The sequence below is a fragment of the Paenibacillus sp. Mc5Re-14 genome (assembly GCF_001049835.1).
In the GTDB taxonomy this organism is placed as follows: domain Bacteria; phylum Bacillota; class Bacilli; order Paenibacillales; family Paenibacillaceae; genus Paenibacillus; species Paenibacillus polymyxa_C.
The window spans coordinates 3,975,712-3,989,303 of record NZ_CVPD01000001.1; the positions used below are offsets into that span (position 1 = coordinate 3,975,712).

At 46.6% G+C, this 13,592-nt stretch carries 13 protein-coding genes; 12 read left to right on the top strand and 1 reads right to left on the bottom strand.

The window, feature by feature from the left end:
• Positions 1–175: 175 nt before the first annotated feature.
• The 3 genes from BN1546_RS18230 to BN1546_RS18240 all read left to right on the top strand — a co-directional run bounded on the left by BN1546_RS18230 (position 176) and on the right by BN1546_RS18240 (position 2,208).
• Complete coding sequence (locus BN1546_RS18230; RefSeq protein WP_090738506.1) at positions 176–1,327, top strand: cysteine desulfurase family protein; 1,152 nt, start codon at positions 176–178, stop codon at positions 1,325–1,327.
• Between the two features lie 136 nt (positions 1,328–1,463).
• Positions 1,464–1,985: a PRC-barrel domain-containing protein gene (locus BN1546_RS18235; protein ID WP_013372611.1), complete on the top strand. Its 522-nt coding sequence runs from the start codon at positions 1,464–1,466 to the stop codon at positions 1,983–1,985.
• 10 nt (positions 1,986–1,995) lie between these two features.
• Positions 1,996–2,208 carry a hypothetical protein gene (locus BN1546_RS18240; protein WP_013311529.1) on the top strand — a complete coding sequence of 71 codons (213 nt, stop codon included), beginning with the start codon at positions 1,996–1,998 and terminating at the stop codon, positions 2,206–2,208.
• A gap of 178 nt (positions 2,209–2,386) precedes the next feature.
• Here the strand turns inward: BN1546_RS18240 and BN1546_RS18245 are convergent, their stop codons facing one another.
• Entirely contained in the window at positions 2,387–4,360 is a 1,974-nt protein-coding gene (locus tag BN1546_RS18245; protein ID WP_090738507.1) for a methyl-accepting chemotaxis protein, read from the bottom strand.
• A 211-nt stretch (positions 4,361–4,571) separates the two neighbouring features.
• Between BN1546_RS18245 and BN1546_RS18250 the strand changes: the two genes are divergently transcribed.
• The 9 genes from BN1546_RS18250 (at position 4,572) to BN1546_RS18290 (ending at position 13,491) form a co-directional block, all read left to right on the top strand.
• On the top strand, positions 4,572–5,639 hold the full coding sequence (locus tag BN1546_RS18250; protein ID WP_090738508.1) for an AI-2E family transporter: 1,068 nt from the start codon (positions 4,572–4,574) through the stop codon (positions 5,637–5,639).
• A 349-nt stretch (positions 5,640–5,988) separates the two neighbouring features.
• Complete coding sequence (alaS, locus tag BN1546_RS18255) at positions 5,989–8,622, top strand: alanine--tRNA ligase (RefSeq protein ID WP_090738509.1); 2,634 nt, start codon at positions 5,989–5,991, stop codon at positions 8,620–8,622.
• Positions 8,623–8,758: 136 nt separating this feature from the next.
• Positions 8,759–9,019, top strand: a complete 261-nt coding sequence (locus BN1546_RS18260; protein ID WP_007431624.1) for an IreB family regulatory phosphoprotein — start codon at positions 8,759–8,761, stop codon at positions 9,017–9,019.
• A gap of 9 nt (positions 9,020–9,028) precedes the next feature.
• Positions 9,029–9,445, top strand: coding sequence for a Holliday junction resolvase RuvX (gene ruvX / locus BN1546_RS18265; RefSeq protein ID WP_016819084.1), 417 nt, complete (start codon positions 9,029–9,031; stop codon positions 9,443–9,445).
• 13 nt (positions 9,446–9,458) lie between these two features.
• Complete coding sequence (locus BN1546_RS18270) at positions 9,459–9,761, top strand: DUF1292 domain-containing protein (RefSeq protein WP_013372606.1); 303 nt, start codon at positions 9,459–9,461, stop codon at positions 9,759–9,761.
• On the top strand, positions 9,758–10,063 hold the full coding sequence (locus tag BN1546_RS18275) for a DUF1292 domain-containing protein (protein ID WP_013372605.1): 306 nt from the start codon (positions 9,758–9,760) through the stop codon (positions 10,061–10,063). Before BN1546_RS18270 ends, BN1546_RS18275 begins: the two co-directional genes overlap by 4 nt.
• A 94-nt stretch (positions 10,064–10,157) precedes the next feature.
• Entirely contained in the window at positions 10,158–11,186 is a 1,029-nt protein-coding gene (gene mltG / locus BN1546_RS18280) for an endolytic transglycosylase MltG (RefSeq protein WP_013372604.1), read from the top strand.
• Between the two features lie 11 nt (positions 11,187–11,197).
• Positions 11,198–12,127, top strand: a complete 930-nt coding sequence (locus BN1546_RS18285) for a peptidase U32 family protein (RefSeq protein WP_090738510.1) — start codon at positions 11,198–11,200, stop codon at positions 12,125–12,127.
• A gap of 32 nt (positions 12,128–12,159) precedes the next feature.
• Complete coding sequence (locus tag BN1546_RS18290) at positions 12,160–13,491, top strand: peptidase U32 family protein (protein ID WP_013372602.1); 1,332 nt, start codon at positions 12,160–12,162, stop codon at positions 13,489–13,491.
• Positions 13,492–13,592 lie beyond the last annotated feature (101 nt).

Genomic DNA, 13,592 nt, shown 5'->3' on the forward strand with positions numbered 1-13,592 from the left:
CGTTAAAAAATATCCCGCAAGTTACCCGCAAAAGTGCTTGTAGATTGTTATTTTTTCTTGTAGATATAACTCACTCAAAAATCGTAAAAACCCTTTACCCTTGCGGCTTTAACTCGCTTCCTGTATGCTTGTGTAGATAACGACTTATATATGTTCTACATTTGAGGTGGATAACATGAACAGAATTTATCTGGATCATGCCGCATCGACTCCTATGCATCCTGAGGTTGCGCAGACTATGATGGACATCATGACCGGTCAATTCGGCAACGCTTCGAGCGTTCATGCCTTTGGCCGTGATGCCAAGCGCACCGTCAGCGCAGCGCGGGATGCCGTTGCGGCCTCTTTGGGCTGCAAGCCTGAAGAAATTATATTTACGAGCGGAGGGACAGAGAGTGATAATCTGGCCCTGTTTGGGACGGCTACGGCAGATGGTCGTACTTCCGGCCATATTATTACAACCGCGATTGAACATCACGCCGTGCTTCATGCTTGCGATGAGCTGGAAAAAGCGGGATACCAGGTAACCTATATCCCGGTCAATGGTTTTGGGCGTGTGAATCCTGCGGATATTGAGGCAGCTATTCGCCCGGATACTTTTTTGATCAGCATGATGTATGCCAACAATGAGGTGGGCGTCATTCAGCCGGTTCAAGAAGTAGGACAGATTGCGAGAGAGAATGGAATTATATTTCATGTAGACGCAGTTCAAGCCTTCGGGCATATATCCATCGACTGCAAGAATCTCCCGATTGACTTACTTAGTGTGTCTGGCCATAAGATTAACGGTCCACAAGGGGTGGGTGCATTGTATATCCGTCAGGGTACACGCATTCAGCCGCTAATGCATGGGGGACTTCAGGAGAAGAAGCGACGTGCCGGAACAGAAAATATCGCCGGCATTGCTGGGCTGGCTAAAGCCGCAACTCTTGCCAATGCTTCCATTGAGGAGCGAGGAGCACACGATATGGCTCTTCGCCAAACGTTGCTAAAAGCGTTGGAAGGCTCTCTGGGTAGCCATGAGTTTATAATTAACGGTGATCCTGAATATTTTGTGCCTAATGTGCTAAATATTAGCTTTCCGGCCATTGGTACAGAGACCATGCTGATGAATCTCGATATGGAAGGAATCGCAGCTGCCAGTGGATCAGCCTGCACTTCGGGGTCTCTAGAGCTATCGCATGTATTGCAGGCGATGGATCTGCCTGAAGATGTTTTGAATTCAGCGATTCGGTTTAGCTTCGGTTTGGGTAATACTACGGAAGAAATGGAATACACGGCCAAGAAAATTGAAACCATATGGAAGCGGCTGCGTACTAGGAACTAGGGATTTCTCCGCATTTTAGTAAGAAGGGAGGGGCGGTTTTCCATTTCATTGCATGAACGAAAAGCAAGGTCTGACAGGCATGTAGGAAAAGGACCGCACCTTCGTTCGGATTGCAGAATGAGGAGGGACCCGATATATGAAGCTTCAAGACATGATCGGACTTGCTGTTTTCGATGTCGAGGACGGGAAGCAGATTGGTAAAATACATGACTTTATGTTGACAGCTGATTGGCGAATTACAGGGATTGAGCTAGAAGGTAAAGGGCTTTTTTCATCTCATGTCAAAATGGTGGCTTGGGATGACATCGTTGCCTATGGTGAGGATGCGATCATGATTCGCAATCAGCAGGCCGTCCGTAAAACAGAGGCCCATGATATACAACATACGTACTTGCTTGGACCCGGTAAACTGAAGGATTTATCCGTGCTAACAGAGGAAGGGCTTATGCTCGGGCACATCTCGGATGTTTATTTTGACCAGGAAATGGGCAATAACATAATAGGCTTGGAAATCAGCGATGGTTTTGTATCGGATATTATAGAAGGGCGGAAATGGCTGCCCTGCACCGAAGATATGTCCATCGGGGAAAATGCTGTTATGGTTCCCCCGTTAAGCGAGCAGCGTCTGGAAAAAGCCATATATTCTGTTAATGGATAGGGTGAGTTTATTGAGATGTCCGAATTGTAATTCCAAAGATATCGGAAAAATTGGCTCCCATCAATTTTATTGCTGGGGATGCTTTATCGAACTTCAAGTGAATGGTGAAAAAATGTCTGTCTACCAAGTGGAAGAGGATGGAACGCTCAGTTCGCTGGACGACTTATTCTTTGGAGATGAGATGGCACAACAGGACTTGCCGCAAATTCACGCTTCTTCCTAAGCTTGATTCGGAAAGTGGACAGGCTGTTTACGAAGAGGTGTGATCTCCCACCTATTGCTTAAAATACAGCTTAGTGGGTTGGATCATGCTTAATAAAAAATGGAGAGGGTGTCCCGAAAGGCCTTTTGGCCTGGGGGCACCCTCTTTTGTATATCCTATTTTGTGAAGATGGCTAGTTCTACAATTTAAAGCGTTTGACCTCTTCCAATAGAAGATCTGCATGAGAATCAAGTTTGGCTGAAAGGTCGGCAATATTGTTCATAGCATGACCTTGTTCTTGTACTGAGGAAGCTACTTCCTCGGTAGATGCTGCACTTTGCTCAGAAACAGCGACAACGCTAGAGATGACATCTGAAATATGTCCGGCATTCACACGGAGATGATCTGCGGCGGCGGAAACATCCTCAATTTGGGCAAGCATGTGCTGAGAAGCGCCACGTATGGATTCAAACGCCTGTCTCGTTGCAATGGCAGCATGCTCCTGTTCTACAGTTACAGCAAGAGCCTTCTTCATTTCCTCTGCGCTTTGTACTCCCGCAATTTTAATTTCCTCCAGCTTACTCATGATACTGTCACTGGAGTTGCCCGCTTGTTCGGCCAGCTTTCTGACTTCTCCCGCGACGACGGCAAAACCTCGTCCGTGTTCCCCGGCCCGTGCCGCTTCGATGGATGCATTGAGGGCTAGTAGGTTTGTTTGTGCGGCGATATCGTGGATGGCCCCAGCCAGCCGTCCAATATCCTGGGTTTTCAGCGTGAGTGAATCTACTGCTTCTCCTGCCGCAGTGGTCGTTTGTCTGGACTCGGCTGCGAGTTTCGCTTGACGCTCTGCTGTTTCATACCCAGCCAGCACGGCAGAATCTGTTTCGAATACAGCAGTTTGGGTCCGTTTGACACTTTCGCCAATCTGGTTGATGGATCCTGTCATATGTGTCAGCTTCTCAGAACCGGAATATACGGCCTCAGCTTGGTCGCTCGCTCCTTGAGCCAGCTCCTGTACTGCACTGGAGATTTGTGAGGCAATGGTTCCTGTATCTTTGGCGTGTTGATGCATATCATGGGAAGCGGAACTGACATCGCTAGCTGTATCTGATACCTTGCGCAACAGGTGAGAGAGATTGTCTGACATGAGGTTAAAATCTGTCCCCAGACTGGCAATTTCATCTTTACCCTTAATATCCACACGAGCGGTCATATCGCCTTCAGCTATCCGTTTGACATTTGCTTGGAGCCTGCGAATCGGCTTGATAAAGTTGTTTGCCGCCCAGATCGCCAGCAGCATAGCAGCAACTAAAATGATAGCAACAGTAATAATCAACTGATTACGAGTGGAGTAATATTCCTGAAAAGCAATATCTTTAGAAATAGACAGGCCTACAATCCAGCCTGTGCTAGGCATCTTTTTAAAATAAAGCTGACGGTCACTGCCATTGTAGCTATAGTCTGTTTTTCCCGAAGCTGCGCTGAGCAGGGTCGCGGTCGATGATCCTAACTCGGGGGTTTCCTTGAGGTTTTTGCCAGCCAGCTTGTTATCTGGATGCGCGATTACGACTCCCTTTTGGTCAATCAGAAATGCGTAGCCCAATCCGTTCAGGTTTATGCTTTGAATCATTTTTGTCATATCGTTGAGCATAATATCCTCGCTGACTACCCCGGTGATCGAGCCATTGGCATCCTTGAGCGGTTTAGCGATGGAAATGGTGAAGTCATTGCTTCCTGCATCAGTGTAGGGTGAGGAATAATACATTTCTCCCTTGGTTTTGGCATCCTTGTACCACGGGCGAGCGCGAGGATCATAATTTGCTTCAAACCAGCCAGATCCATCCCAGTAAGAACCATCTTCATAGCCTGCATAAATGTTGGAAATATTTTGATCTTTATAGTTTTGGAAAGCTGCTTTCAGAGATGCTATTTTGGCATTTGATGAAATATCACTGGATTCCAGACTCGCAGCTAATGTTTCGATAATTTCAGCTTTGCCGCCTGTCCATCCGTCGAGCTGATTTACGGTTTCGGAAGCTTTACTGTTCATAAGCTCTTGGATATCATGATTGGCCTGATTTTTAACGCTTGTCATGCTAATGACGGATAAAGGCCCGGCTGCAACGATTACAATGCAAGTGAAAAGAAGAATAAGCTTCATTTTTAAGTTCATGTAACGACCCCCGATGTTTCAGAAATGTGAAAGCTTAGGATAGTGCTTTGTACTTATATCGTCAGATCGAATGACTTTGTTTATTGTTTTCATCCATTTTCATCATTTTTTCACAATGGTTATTTATGGAACACCTTAGACTGGCGGGAAGGATTAAACTAGAGGTACAGGCATATACTTAAAGGAGGCTAGTCCGGTAAGGGGGCACAAAATGGACCAATTAACGAAAAGTAGACTGTTCCGGTACGGCATATGGACGCTGCTGGGACTTGTCATTCTATATTTTATCTGGCTGCTGAGACCTTTGTTTTTGCATTTGTATGAATTTCTGAAAACAATCATTGCTCCGTTTGCGGTAGCGATGATCATCTCCTATGTACTTAATCCTGTAGTCAGTATGCTGGGCGGTCGAAAGGTGCCTCGTAGTGTAGCTGTACTGCTCATTTATGCTGTGTTTTTGGCCAGTCTTATTGTGATCCTGATGAATCTGATTCCAATGTTCATTGAACAACTGGATGAGCTGAATGAGCATCTGCCTGAGCTGACCATGCATGCACAGGGACTAATGACGAATATGGAAAGCGGTATTTTACCCCAAGGGGTGCGAACGGGGATGAATCAATGGTTTTTCCAACTGGAGAATCGGATGGCTACTGGGATTTCTACCTTTATGGACAACATTGGTGGGATGATCAACATGCTGTTCAATGTGTTTATTGTCCCTTTTCTTATTTTTTATATTTTAAAGGATTTTGACGTGTTTGAACGGACGATTGTATCTTATCTCCCGCGTTCTCGTCGTAAGGCGATTGTATCAGTACTTAAGGAAATTGATCAGGCGCTTGGCAACTATGTCAGGGGCCAATTGCTGGTTTGCGTCATTATTGGCGTGATGGCGTATATTGGATATATGCTGATTGGCATGCCTTATGCGCTGTTGCTGGCCGGAGTAGTGGCTCTTTTTAATATTGTTCCATATTTGGGCCCCTTTTTGGGCGCTGCACCGGCAGTAATTATGGCTTCTACGGTTTCCTTAAAAATGGTACTTTTAGTCGTAGTCGTTAATGCCTGTATTCAAGTGTTAGAAAGTAATGTAATCTCTCCTCAGGTGGTGGGACGAACGCTGCATCTGCATCCGCTAGCCATTATTTTCGCTCTGCTAGTCGGTGGGGAAATTGCGGGAATTGCTGGCTTGATCTTGGCAGTTCCTGTGATGGCGGTTTTGAAGGTAGGGCTTCAGCATTTTTTTGCATATTACGTGAAGCGAAAAACGATCTGATTTCGTCTATATCCCGGATGCATGCTGTCTGAAATCGCGTTGACACGGCTAAATGACACGGATATACTGAATTGAGTATGTTTAAATGTGTTTATCCAGTAGGGAAAGCTCATTTCGGAGTGCGGGCTGAACCCGCCGGGATGCTCCCGTTACCAGTGAAAACAAGGCGATCGATCGTCCGTTAGCAGATGTTGGTGTGCGCTTGCACATGTAGCATTTCGTACAGAAGGGACGGCGATAACCAGGGTGGTACCGCGATACAATCGTCCCTGATCCGTTCAGGGGCGTTTTTCTATTTTTTATGGCCTGTGCCAGAAACCAGTGACACCATAATTAGGAGGCTACTTATATGAAAGCTAGTGAAATCCGCTCCAAATGGCTGGAGTTTTTTGAAAGCAAAGGGCATGTGATTGAACCAAGCGCACCGCTTGTTCCGCATAAAGATCCTTCCCTGCTGTGGATTAATGCGGGTATGGCGCCGCTTAAGCCTTATTTTGACGGACGTGTAAAACCAGAAAATCCACGTATCGCTAATTCGCAAAAATGTATTCGGACGAACGACATTGAAAATGTCGGTAAAACCCGCCGTCATCACACGTTTTTCGAAATGCTCGGCAACTTTTCCATTGGCGACTATTTTAAGGAAGAAGTCATCACATGGGCATGGGAGTTTCTGACAGACCCGAAATGGATCGGCTTTGATCCAGAACGTCTGGCTGTAACGGTATATCCTGAGGATGAGGAAGCGTACAAGCTGTGGAACGAAAAAGTTGGACTTCCGGCTGAACGTATCATCAAACTGGAAGATAACTTCTGGGATATCGGTGAAGGACCTTGCGGACCTTGTACGGAAATTTTTTATGATCGTGGCGAAGCCTACGGCAGCGACATGACGGACCCTGAAATGTATCCGGGCGGAGAAAATGAGCGTTATCTAGAAGTATGGAACCTCGTATTCTCGCAATTCAACCATAACAAAGATGGCAGCTACACGCCGCTTCCTAATAAAAATATTGATACAGGGGCTGGCTTGGAACGTTTTGCATCCATTTTACAAAATGTGGATTCCAACTTTGATACGGATATCTTCCAGCCACTAATCCAGAGAACGGCTGCGATGGCAGGCGTTAAATATAACGACAATGTGGACAGTGATGTGGCTCTCAAGGTCATTGCTGACCATGTTCGTACTGTTGCTTTCGCGATTGGTGACGGTGTACTTCCTTCCAATGAAGGACGGGGTTACGTCATTCGCCGTTTACTGCGCCGGGCTGTTCGTTATGGAAAAATGCTGGGCATGAACCGTCCATTTATGTTTGAACTGGTGGAAACCGTTGGGGATATCATGGGCGTATACTATCCTGAGGTCGTAGACAAGCGTGATTTCATCATCAAGGTGATTAAAACAGAAGAAGAGCGTTTCCATGAAACATTGACTGACGGATTAGCTATTTTGGCTGATATCAGTGCTCAGGCAAAGGCCGAAGGCCGCAACGTCATTAGCGGAGCAGATGCTTTCAAGCTGTATGATACGTACGGGTTCCCATTCGACCTCACAGAGGATTATGCGGACGAGCAGGGCTTGAAAGTAGACCGTGAAGGCTTTGATGAAGCGATGCAGGAACAGCGTCAACGTGCGCGCGATGCTCATCAAGATAATGCCAGCATGAAGATTCAGGGCGGAGCTTTGTCTGATCTGGCGGTTAAAAGTGATTTTGTTGGATATAATGACCTCGTAACTGAGTCCAAAATTGTGGCAATTGTATATGATGATATGCTGGTGGAGAGTGTTAGTGAAGGACAGTCCTGTCAGGTCGTGCTGGATGTGACTCCTTTCTATGCCGAAAGCGGCGGGCAAGTCAGTGACCATGGCTTACTGCGTGGCGGAACGGTAACCGCGAAGGTTGAAGGGCTGTTCAAGGCGCCGCAAGGTCAGCATGTGCATCAAGTCGTTGTAGAGGCTGGTGAGCTGAACGTAGGCGATACGGTAAAAGCTGAAGTAGATCAAGCTTCACGTGGAGAAATTGAGAAAAATCATACGGCTACGCATTTGCTTCACAAAGCGCTTAAAGAAGTGCTGGGTGACCATGTCAATCAGGCGGGTTCTTTGGTAGAACCTGGGCGTCTGCGTTTTGACTTCTCCCATTTTGGTAGCATTACCCCAGAAGAGCTGGCCGATATTGAACTGCGGGTTAACCGTGCCATCTGGAGCCAACTGAATGTGACGATTGAACTGAAACCGATTGACGAAGCCAAAGCTCTTGGAGCGATGGCACTGTTTGGTGAGAAATATGGTGATATCGTACGGGTCGTTAAGGTTGGCGATTACAGCATCGAACTGTGCGGAGGATGTCATGTCAGCAATACTTCGCAAATTGGTTTGTTCAAGCTTGTCAGCGAGAGCGGCATCGGGTCAGGTGTACGTCGTATTGAAGCAGTGACCGGACGTTTTGGTTTTGAGTATATGGAAGGTCAATTAGAGCTGTTGAAGGTGTCGGCTGGGCTTGTTAAATCCAAGCTGTCCGAGGTGCCAAAACGCATCGAATCTTTGCAGCAACAAATTAAAGACCTCAGTCGTGAAAATGAGTCACTGCAAAGCAAGCTGAGCGCTATTGAGGCGGGTCAGCTGACTGATCAAGTCGTGCAAGCTGGCGGAGTGCAGTTGTTGGCTGCACGCGTGCAGGCCTCCAGCATGGATGCACTGCGTGCGATTGCTGATGAGCTGAAAAGTAAGCTCCCTGCAGCTGTGCTGGCGCTAGGCGCTGCAATGGACGACAAAGTTAATTTTGTCGTTGTTGTCCCAGCTGAGCATACCAAGACAGGACTTCATGCAGGTAAGCTCGTGAAAGAAATTGCGGCCGTATGCGGCGGCGGCGGTGGCGGACGACCTGACATGGCGCAAGCCGGGGGTAAGGATGCCAGCAAGCTGGACGAAGCACTTCAACGTGCGCATGAATTGGTGTCAGCAGCCTCACAAGGATAAAGTTCGATAATTTTTGCGGATTTTTGGAAAAAAACGGACTTAGACATTTCCTTGAAGGGCTTTGCTTATGGTATGATATAAAAGAATAAGCTGGCATAAACATGTACACATGTTTTGTGGAAGCGAGGTGTCAACAATGGATTCCATGGACAAAACGGTCAAATTTAATGTCAAGGCGGATGAGAAGGAAGCTTCTGCTCAGGAGATTTTGTTGACCGTATATGATGCGTTGGTAGAAAAAGAATACAATCCGATCAATCAAATCGTCGGGTATTTGCTATCCGGTGATCCGGCTTATGTGCCGCGGCATAATAATGCTAGAAGCCTGGTGCGTAAAAAAGAACGCGATGAATTGATTGAAGAGCTGGTTCGTTTCTATCTCGCTAAGCATCGTTAGGAGACAGGCATGAAAGTAATGGGATTGGATTACGGGGATCGCCGAATTGGGGTCGCCGTAAGTGATGCCTTCGGCTGGACCGCCCAAGGATTGGAAGTCATAGAACGACGCGGTGACGACAGCGAGTTCGGTAAAATTGCAAATTTGGTTCGTGAACATGAAATTGGTGAGGTTGTTGTAGGCTTGCCGAAAAATATGAACGGAACCGTGGGTCCACGCGGTGAGATTTGCATTGAGTTTGCGAACCGGCTCAAGGAGTTACTGGGTTTACCCGTTCACCTTTGGGATGAACGGCTGACGACGCGTTCGGCAGAGCGTGCGCTTCTGGAGGCCGACGTCAGCCGCAAAAAACGCAAGCAGGTGGTAGATAAACTGGCCGCAAGCCTGATCTTGCAAAATTATTTGGACGCACACAGTACAAGGTGAGGGGGATTTCGTAATGGCTGAAAATCAATTGGGTATGGAAGAAGAGCCGGAAATTATTTATATTGCCGATGACGAGGGCAACGAGGAAGAGTTCGAGGTCATTATGAAGTTTGAGGTAGATGGTTCCGAAGCAAAGTACATGATGGTTGCGCCAGTGGACCCTGAAGCTGATGAGTCCGATGTGTACGCCTTCCGCTACGAAGAAGAAGGCGATGATATTAAATTGTTTGTGATCCAAGACGATGCCGAATGGGAAATCGTCGAAGAGACCTTTAATACATTTGTAGAGGAAGAAGAAGAGGAAGACGGGAAATGACGAGCTACTCACGTGAAGACTTGAGCTGGACCTCTGATTTGAAGGAAGCATTTGACGGCGATGTAGAGTTGCAGGATGAACAGGGTCATGCGATACGCATGGAGTTGGAAGCAGAGTTCAAGGTAGGCGAGCAACGGTACGCCGTATTGCGTAGACCTGGTGCTGCTGCTGGCGAACATGAATTATATCATGTAAGCTCATCCACAGACGGCGAAATCTCCATCACCACCATTGAAGATGATGATGAGTGGGAAGATATTTCTGAGCTGTACGACGAATGTACGTTGCCGGAAGAGCTGTAAGTATGGATAACGAGCAGATCAAACCTGAAAGGGCGGACCAGTCCGCCCTTTTTGGCTGTGAAGGAGTTGGGTGGATGTGAAGCGAAGGACAAGGATGCTTACGTTGCTTCTCGTGCTTGTTTGTATAGCGGGAGGTGCAATCCTCTATATATGGAATGCCATGCAGCCTGTTCAGCCGAAAACACAACCCGTTGCTTTTACGGTGGTAAGGGGTACGGGAACATCGGCTATTGCAGATACGCTGGAGCAAAAGGGACTTATACGTAATGCGCTCGTGTTTAAGGCTTATGTAAAATTCAAACAGCAAGGAAACGCATTTCAGGCTGGAAAATATGAAGCGCAGCCTGGCGCAACCTTTGATCAGCTGATTGCCAAGCTATCGGCTGGGGACGTAGTCAAAGAGGAAATGATCCGTTTTACAATCCCGGAGGGTTTTACGATTAGACAGATGGCTGAGAAGCTGCAAAAGGAAGGACTGGCAGACCGGCAGCAATTTTTGCAGCTAGCCAACGATCCGTCCGCTTTTGACGTCCCGCTGGTACGGGACATACCAAAGCAGGCGGGGCTTCGCTATGCGCTGGAAGGCTATCTTTTCCCGGAAACTTATGAACTGAAAAAGGGAAGCACCACCAAGGATATCATTCAGACGATGCTGGAGCAGACGCAAAAACGTCTGGATACCATTTCTGACCTGGATGCCGGGCTGCAGCAACGCAGTGAAACACTGCATCAGCTGCTGACAGTTGCCTCTCTGGTAGAGCGTGAGGTGGTTGTAGACGATGAGCGGCCTATCGTAGCTGGCGTTATTTATAACCGTCTTCAACAGGATAAAAAGCTGGAAATTGATGCTACAGTTCAATATATGCTGGACAAGCAAAAGGAACGACTGTATTACAAGGATTTGGCTGTAGAAAGTCCTTATAATACGTATATACATCAAGGACTTCCACCAGGACCGATTGCAAGTCCCAGTCTGAAATCAGTAGTGGCGGCTCTACAGCCGAAATCTACAGATTATTTATTTTATGTGACCAAAAAAGATGGAACACATAAACATTTGTTTGCCAAAACGTATAAAGATCATTTGCATAACATTCAGGTAAGTAACCGTAAGACAAATTAGGAGGTGAGCCTATGGCTTACAAACCCGAACTGCTGGCAACTGCCAGCTCTCCGGAGGATGCCCGCCATATGCTGGAGGCTGGAGCTAATGCATTGCTGATTGGAGATGACCGCTTTGGCATGCGGTTGCCAGGAAATTTTACACCGGACCAAATCCGTGAGGTTGTGGAAGAAGCACGGAAGCATGCCGCACAGGTATATGTATCTATGACGAATTTGATGACGAACGAGCTATTGCCACTTCTTCCGAAGTATGTGCAAACCATAGCTGAATGCGGCATAGACGCCATTGAGTTTAACGATCCAGCAGTGCTCATGGCGGTGAAGGAACATGCTCCTCATCTGAAACTTTTCTGGAACGGAGAGATGATTTCTACCAACTTCGCAACCGCCAACTATTGGGGCGAAAAAGGGGCATCACGTGTCATCTTGGCTCGTGAGCTCAGTATGGATGAAATTACGGAAATGATTCCAAAGTTGAATATAGAAGCACAGGTTCAGGTACATGGAATGACTAATATTTATCACTCCAAGCGTAAGCTTGTTCAAAGCTATATGCTGCACCAGGGTCGCACGGTAGAAGGTGATCTCGGCAGAGGACGTGGTTTGTTTCTGATTGAAGCGGAGCGGCAGGAAGAGAAGTTCCCGATTTATGAAGATATCAACGGGACACATATTATGAGTTCGGATGATTTTTGTATTATGGAGGACCTGCATATTTTGATGGAGGCGGGTGTGCATAGCTTTAAAATCGAGGGCTTGTTGAAACCTACCGCATACAATGAGGCAGTTGTCCGTGCTTATCGTAAAGCAATAGATAGTTATACAGCCGACCCGGATGCTTATGTTTATGATGAAAGCTGGCTGGATGAGGTTCGCCGTCTTCAAGACCCTGAACGGGAACTCTCCTTCGGATTTTTCTACAAAGAGCAGGTTTATTAATTACAAAATGAATTTACAGAGGGGGGAACGTCATGGGAACGATCACCAAAACGAGAAAATATACAGGTAAACGGAATCGTCTGGATAAGCCAGAGCTGTTGGCTCCTGCCGGAAATCTAGAAAAGCTGAAGTTTGCCGTTCACTATGGCGCAGATGCTGTATATATTGGTGGACAAAAATACGGTCTGCGTTCTAACGCCGATAATTTCAGTTTTGAAGAAATGCGTGAAGGTGTGGAATTCGCCAACAAGTACGGTGCTAAGGTGCTTGTGGCGACTAATATCTATGCTCACAATGAAGATATTGCCGGAATTGAGGAATACTTGCGCAATCTGTATGAAGTAGGAATTCATGCCGTTATCGTCGCTGATCCGGCCATTGTATCCGTGGCATTGCGGGCAGTTCCCGGATTGGAAGTGCATTTGAGCACACAGCAGTCCACGCTGAATTGGCAAGCGGTAAAGTTCTGGAAAGACGAGGGACTGCCGCGTGTGGTACTTGGACGTGAAACCAGCTTGGAGGAAATCGAAGAAATTAAAAAGCATGTGGACATCGAAATCGAAGCTTTTGTCCATGGTGCGATGTGCTCTTCATTTTCCGGTCGCTGCGTGTTATCCAATCACTTTACAGACCGAGATTCTAATCGTGGAGGATGTTGTCAGTCTTGCCGCTGGAAATATGATTTGTTTGAGGATGCCCGTCCAGGTGAGGTTTGGATATCTGAGGAAGAGGCACAGGATAACAATGTACTAAAACAGTTCCAGCTTGGCGTTAACCAGCTTCCATTGTTTGAAGAGAGTGATAATGCTTTTTCTATGGGGTCTAAGGATCTGTGTATGATTGAGAATATCCCTGATCTGATTGATGTGGGTGTAGACAGCTTTAAAGTAGAGGGACGTATGAAGTCCATCCATTATGTGGCTACGGTCGTGAATGTCTACCGTCAAGCAATTGATTCCTATATGGCTGATCCGGAAAATTATGTACTCAAACCAGAATGGATTGAAGAAATTAACAAGGCTGCCAATCGTCCGTTGAATACAGGATTTTTCTATGATACCCCGGATCATGAGGATCATATTTATGAGCCGGAAGAAAAAGCAGTCCCTTATGATTTTGCCGGACTAGTCATGGATTACGATGCCGCAAGTGGCATCGCAACGATTCAACAACGTAACCATTTTAAACCAGGGCATGAAATTGAATTTTTCGGGCCGAACGGAACGTTTTTCAAGCAAACGGTCGGAACGATCTGGGATGAGGAAGGCAACGAATTAGATGCTGCACGTCATCCGCTTCAACGAATCAAAATGAAGGTAGATCAGCCTGTATCGTATTTTGATATGATGCGTAAAAAGAAGTAAATAAGCCTTAAGTCACAGGTGAAAAGATTCAAAAGCCTCTCCTATCGGTTGGAGAGGCTTTTTTTTGAATAGTTTTCTAGGAAAAAAGTTTCACAAAATTT

Coding starts and splice junctions, on each gene's coding strand:
- BN1546_RS18260 (WP_007431624.1), top strand. CDS start 8,759: ATGGATTCCATGGACAAAACGGTCAAATTTAATGTCAAGGCGGATGAG.
- BN1546_RS18270 (WP_013372606.1), top strand. CDS start 9,459: ATGGCTGAAAATCAATTGGGTATGGAAGAAGAGCCGGAAATTATTTAT.
- BN1546_RS18245 (WP_090738507.1), bottom strand. CDS start 4,360: ATGAACTTAAAAATGAAGCTTATTCTTCTTTTCACTTGCATTGTAATC.
- BN1546_RS18235 (WP_013372611.1), top strand. CDS start 1,464: ATGAAGCTTCAAGACATGATCGGACTTGCTGTTTTCGATGTCGAGGAC.
- BN1546_RS18285 (WP_090738510.1), top strand. CDS start 11,198: ATGGCTTACAAACCCGAACTGCTGGCAACTGCCAGCTCTCCGGAGGAT.
- BN1546_RS18250 (WP_090738508.1), top strand. CDS start 4,572: ATGGACCAATTAACGAAAAGTAGACTGTTCCGGTACGGCATATGGACG.
- ruvX (WP_016819084.1), top strand. CDS start 9,029: ATGAAAGTAATGGGATTGGATTACGGGGATCGCCGAATTGGGGTCGCC.
- mltG (WP_013372604.1), top strand. CDS start 10,158: ATGCTTACGTTGCTTCTCGTGCTTGTTTGTATAGCGGGAGGTGCAATC.
- BN1546_RS18230 (WP_090738506.1), top strand. CDS start 176: ATGAACAGAATTTATCTGGATCATGCCGCATCGACTCCTATGCATCCT.
- alaS (WP_090738509.1), top strand. CDS start 5,989: ATGAAAGCTAGTGAAATCCGCTCCAAATGGCTGGAGTTTTTTGAAAGC.
- BN1546_RS18290 (WP_013372602.1), top strand. CDS start 12,160: ATGGGAACGATCACCAAAACGAGAAAATATACAGGTAAACGGAATCGT.
- BN1546_RS18275 (WP_013372605.1), top strand. CDS start 9,758: ATGACGAGCTACTCACGTGAAGACTTGAGCTGGACCTCTGATTTGAAG.